Raw genomic sequence first — 5,346 nt, forward strand, 5'->3', positions numbered from 1 at the left:
CTACGTGGGAGATGTGTACCTGTAGGTCGGATTAGCCGCAGGCGTAATCCGACAACCCCATCACCGTCGCTTCACAAAATAAACACTCAAACCTTGCCCCATCAAACTCTGTACTTCGCTTCCCAGCGCCTCGGCCTGAATCTGCTTCTGCACGGGCTTTGTGGCAAGGCTGTGGCCGTCGGTGTCTCGCGCTTTGACCAGTTTCCATTCCACTTCGTTGCTGACCATGCCCATGAGTTCTTTGAGCTGATGAACATCCTGCGGCTGGAACCAGCGGTCGCGGCAGCCGCCGAGGGAGTAGAAGTCTTCCTCGTTCAGCAGGTTCTGCCAGGCGCTGTCTTGCTTGTTGGTCAGTACCATGCGGCGGAGCTGGCGCAGGGCTGTGCGCGTGGCTGGTAGTTTGTGGTGGTCGATGAGTTTGCGGATTTGCCGGTCGCCCTCGGTTTGTTCGGCAACGGCGGTGTGCATGTGCACCACGGCCCCGCTTCCGGTGGCGGTGCTGACCAATGCGGCCAGGGAGACATCGGTCATCGCGGCGGAGGGTAGCCGGCCCACTTCCACCCAGTGCACTTTGTGGCCGTCTGCCACGAAACGCTGGGCGATGGACCAGGGCCAGAACACGATGTTGTCGATGTTCAGGTCATCCGCCATGCGGGTGGCCTTGGCGATGTTGGACAGAGATTCATCCACCGCGATCACTTCCACATCGTTCAGATAGTGGGCGAGTTCCAGGGCGCGCTGGCCCGATTGCGCGCCGCACACCATGATGCGAAGCGTGTCTGCCAGGTGATCGGTGGGCAGGCGCAATTCCTCGGCCATCAGTGATTTCAGGCTGCTTTGGGTGCGGTAGGCCAGTTGCGACCAGCTTGGCCAGGCTTGGGGCACGTCGGCTTTGTCGAGGCAGAGCTCGGCGGCTTTCTCGTCAAAGTTCTGTTTGATGGCTTCTTCGGTGGCGCGGTCGTAATAGCTGGCAGCCAGCACCGATTGCATCGCCAGGGGCCAGTCGACCAGGCTCCAGCGGCCAAGGTGTACCGCAAAGCTCTGGTGAAACAGCGCACCGTACATGGCACTCAGCATCAGCGAAGCGGCCATGGCATCCTGGGTTTCACCCATGACAATCTGGGCGCTGACACTGTTGTTGAGGGTATCGACCAGCCGCTCTTCGTCTTCTTCGGCGGTCAGTGCGTAGCCGGTTCGGTCGGCGTAGCGGGCGAGTGCCAGTGTCAGCGGCTGCAGTGCCTCCTCAAGTTCGGCGGTGCGTGCCACTTCGGTGGTCACGGCGCGGCGGAGCAGGGTGATCAGCTCTTCCACGGCGGGGTCTGGCATCAGGGTTTTTTCCAGCGCCAGGATCAGCAGTTCGTCTTCGCTGGCGGCATCCAGAAAAATCTGCGCCTGGGGATTATCCAAGTCGTACTGCTGGCGGATGATGGCCGCGACAAAACGCCCCAGCTCTTGATGGGGCAGGCCCTCTTTGCGCAGCAGCGCAATGGCATCCCGGGCGAGGGAGGTGTCGGCTTTGTTCACATCCAACTGGGCGGCGCAGGTGAGCATGCCGCTGTAGACGGAATCCCACTCGGCACCGGTTTCCAGCAACTTGCGGTAATGTAGGTAGGCCACATCAAACTGACCCTGCAGACGTTTGGCGTGGGCAACGCCGCAGAAAGCGGCGGCGGATTGCCGGTCGGTGTCCAGCGCCTGCAGGAAATACTGTTCGGCCAGCGCCGGGCGCTCGCTCTTCATGGCCCAGTAGCCCAGATTGGTGTATTGCTGAGCCTGCTCCGGTTGATGATGCAGGCTGGTATTGAACAGAGTATGGGCTTTCTCAAGCTCACCATCATCCAGTTCAACCCGACCCAGCAAGCCCAGCGCACCGGCGTGCTCTGGCTCCAGCGCCAACGCATGGTCCAGATAGTTCCGGCATTCGTGCCGCGCCTTCAGCCGCTGAACGAACGATCCCACGCCGCTGTTGGACTCGCCATAAGCCAGGTTCGCCTGCAACACCAGCCGCGCCACATGCGCCTGCCGGGATTCTGAAGCCTGAATGTGATGCTGTGCTTGCATGGGACACCTCGTAAAACCCTTTTCGCGATAATCGGGCGGAAAAGGGCTACAGCCATATGTTGTAGGTCGGATTAGTTGTAGGTCGGATTAGCCAAAGGCGTAATCCGACGCTTAGTCTGATCTATTAACCCTGCAGCAACTGCAACACCTGCTGCGGCCGCGCGTTGGCCTGGGCCAGGACCGACAGACCGGCCTGTTGGAGCACCTGGGTGCGGGCCAGTTCGGCGGATTCGGCAGCGAAGTCCGCATCGCGGATGCGGCTGTTGGACGCAGACAGGTTCTCCGAAGTCGTTGCCAGATTGGCGATGGTGGATTCGAAACGATTCTGCACAGCACCGAGTTCGGCACGGAAGCCGTTGATCTTGTCGAAGGCGTAGTCGACGGCGACCATGGCGTCTTCGGCACCTTCGCGCGTTGAAATGTCCAGGTTATTAACAGCTACAGTATCGTTTGCAGCCGTTACGTTGTATTCAACGTCAATTCTCTGGGCATCCGTTTCATCAAAGATATCGGTACTGGCGATAGTGATGTCATAGTCTTCGCCAAACTGGGCCGAGAATATAACTTCGTCATTGTCGGAGTTGAGGTTTGCCCGCACGCCAGTTTCAACTGTTTTGGCGTTCATCTGCGCAACGATGTCATTCAGAGAGGTTGCATCCTCAACCGTGAAATCAACGCCGTTGACCTCGATGTCAAAGGTACCTGTATTGCCGGCACTGAAATAGTCTACAAGCGAAAGCTCTTCTGACGCCGCGGGAATAATGTTGTCATTATCGGTAAATTGGTTTGTACCATCACCGAAAGCGGCGTCGACTTCGATCTGCTCATTTCTGGCGTTGGAGAATACCAGGGCATTTCGTTGAACATCCCCAGAAACCGAAACTCCTCGTAACTCTGTAGCTCCGCCAGCGATTGCAGCGTCGATCTTGCCTTGTATGTTTGCCGCAACATCTTCAATGTCGTCAAATCGAACGCCGGTGTCCGGAGTGACATCGATAGGGCCACCAGCAGCTACATCAATCGTTACTGCGTTAGTGCTACCGCCATCGATAAATAAGGGATAAGAGAGGCCGCTCTCATCTAGAGGGTCTAATGTTTGTGTTACCGGCTCATATCCCGCCAATGCACTACCAAGGTCCGGCGATTCGAACATCACAGAGCCAATCTGTGACCCTCTGGAATCCAGCCCGCTAACCCCGATGGTCTCACCTGCATTGGCACCCACCTGGAAGGTTTGCTCGCCAAAGGTGCCATCCAGTACTTTAAGTCCGTTAAAGCTTGTCTGGCTGGCAGTGCGGTTTATCTCTTCAATTCGCTGTTGCACTTCCTGGTTCAGCGCCTGGCGGTCCGATGTGCTGTTGGTGGCGTTGGCAGATTGTACCGCCAGCTCGCGGATACGCTGCAGGTTGTTAGTTACTTCATCGAGCGCACCTTCTGCGGTCTGAGCCAGGGAGATACCGTCATTGGCATTTCGCTGTGCCATGTTCAGGCCGCTGATCTGTGCCTCAAATCTGGTCGAAATGGCCAGGCCTGCGGCATCGTCTTTAGCAGAGTTAATCCGCAAGCCTGACGACAGCCTTTCCAGCGCCTGATTGGCCTGACCCTGTGAGGTGTTGAGGTTCCGCTGAGCGTTCAGCGAAGCAATATTGGTGTTAATGACCTGAGGCATATCTTTTCTCCCTGCTCAGAGATGCCGGTAACCCGGTGCCCGATCAAAATGGACGCCTTGCCGGCGGAAGTTCGTTTAATTGCCGTTCTGCAGAGGACGAAGCGAAGTGCGTGCCAGTTTTATCGATATTTATCTAACTGTATGTTTTTAAATACGTTGATAACGGCGAAGGGAGAGGGGGTGCCTTTAGAGGGCAGTTTTCTGACCGTGCAAATCGGAAGGCAATTGCCGCTTTTACATTCCTTTACAAATTACGGCTAAATTTCTCTAAAGGATGCGAAAGAGGTGCCGTTAAGCATTGCAACAGGGAGGCGCTCTAAACCCAAAAACGGGCGCCAGACCTTTTCCATGAAATAACGACCTATGTCGAAGGAGAAGCAGTATGGCTCTCGGTATTAACACTAACGTCGCTTCCTTGAGTGCTCAAAACCAACTGAGCAAGTCTCAGGGCCTGAACGATCAGGCACTGCAGCGTCTGTCTTCTGGTCTGCGTATCAACTCAGCCAAAGACGATGCAGCTGGCCTGGCCATCTCAACCCGTTTCTCTGCACAGATCAGCGGCTCTAACGTGGCCCAGCGGAACGCCAACGACGGTATCTCGTTTGCGCAAACCGCAGAGGGTGCACTGGGTGAAATCACCAACGCCCTGTCGCGGATTCGTGATCTGGCGGTTCAGTCTGCCAACGACACCAACTCCGCTTCTGACCGTGAAGCCCTGAACCAGGAAACTAAGGCGCTGATCGACGAAGTTAACCGGATTGGTTCCGCCACCCAGTTTAACGGCCAGAACGTCATCGACGGTACGCTGGATGAGCTGGTGTTCCAGGTGGGCGCAAACGCCGGACAGACCATCAACGTTTCCGGTGTTGATGCCCGGGGCTCCCAGTTGGGTAGCGAAGTGTTTGAAGGTCTGGACGGGATTGCCCAGAGTGCTATCGGCGACCTGGCAACTTCCGATGATCTGACTGTCAATGGTCAGGCTATAGACTTTACCGATGTGACCAGCAGTGCGGATCTGGCGGATGCGATCAATGATGTCAGTTCCGCTTCAGGGATTACGGCGAGCGTTCAGGATACTACTACTGCGGACCTTGGCAGCTATACTGTGCCGCCAGCAGGTGGTACCACGCTGACCCTCAATGAAACTGAGATCGTCCTTGCAGAGGGTGCCACTGTCGATGAGGCGATTGTTGCTATCAATGCTGTGTCTGATCAAACTGGAGTAACTGCAGGGGGGGATGCCACCAACTTTACCCTCTCCAACGAAACTGGCGACAGTATTGTGGTTGAGAGCGACGACGCAACTACCTTTGGCGCATTGGGCACAGCAGACGCCCCGGAGACTTTCGATGCCGGTATCGATCTGAGCACTGATGTGGGTGGCAGCATCACGCTTGGCGGGACTGAAGCTGACGTTCAGGCAGTGTTTGGTGCGGGTGTCACTGTCGGTACAGCAGTAGCAACCAAATCGGATGTCCTGAACGACGTCAACGTTCTGACCCGCGAAAGCGCGTCTTCAGCTATCACCACAGTGGACAAGGCGCTGGACGACATCAACGGTATCCGGGCAGAACTCGGTGCGGTGCAGTCACGGTTCGAGTCTACTATCTCTAACC

General features: G+C 56.5%; 3 protein-coding genes. 1 reads left to right on the plus strand and 2 read right to left on the minus strand.

The window, feature by feature from the left end:
- Positions 1-60: 60 nt before the first annotated feature.
- Together WD429_RS07940 and WD429_RS07945 are read right to left on the minus strand one after the other, a co-directional pair.
- A complete protein-coding gene (locus tag WD429_RS07940; protein WP_368421641.1) occupies positions 61-2,061 on the minus strand; it encodes a hypothetical protein in 2,001 nt (666 codons plus the stop codon).
- Between the two features lie 124 nt (positions 2,062-2,185).
- Positions 2,186-3,730, minus strand: a complete 1,545-nt coding sequence (locus WD429_RS07945; protein ID WP_368421642.1) for a flagellin — start codon at positions 3,728-3,730, stop codon at positions 2,186-2,188.
- A 382-nt stretch (positions 3,731-4,112) separates the two neighbouring features.
- Between WD429_RS07945 and WD429_RS07950 the strand changes: the two genes are divergently transcribed.
- Positions 4,113-5,346 (plus strand): flagellin hook IN motif-containing protein (locus tag WD429_RS07950; RefSeq protein WP_368421643.1); only part of this gene is annotated, 1,234 nt, incomplete at its 3' end.

It is taken from the genome of Marinobacter sp. (assembly GCF_040904845.1).
Taxonomy (GTDB): Bacteria; Pseudomonadota; Gammaproteobacteria; order Pseudomonadales; family Oleiphilaceae; genus Marinobacter.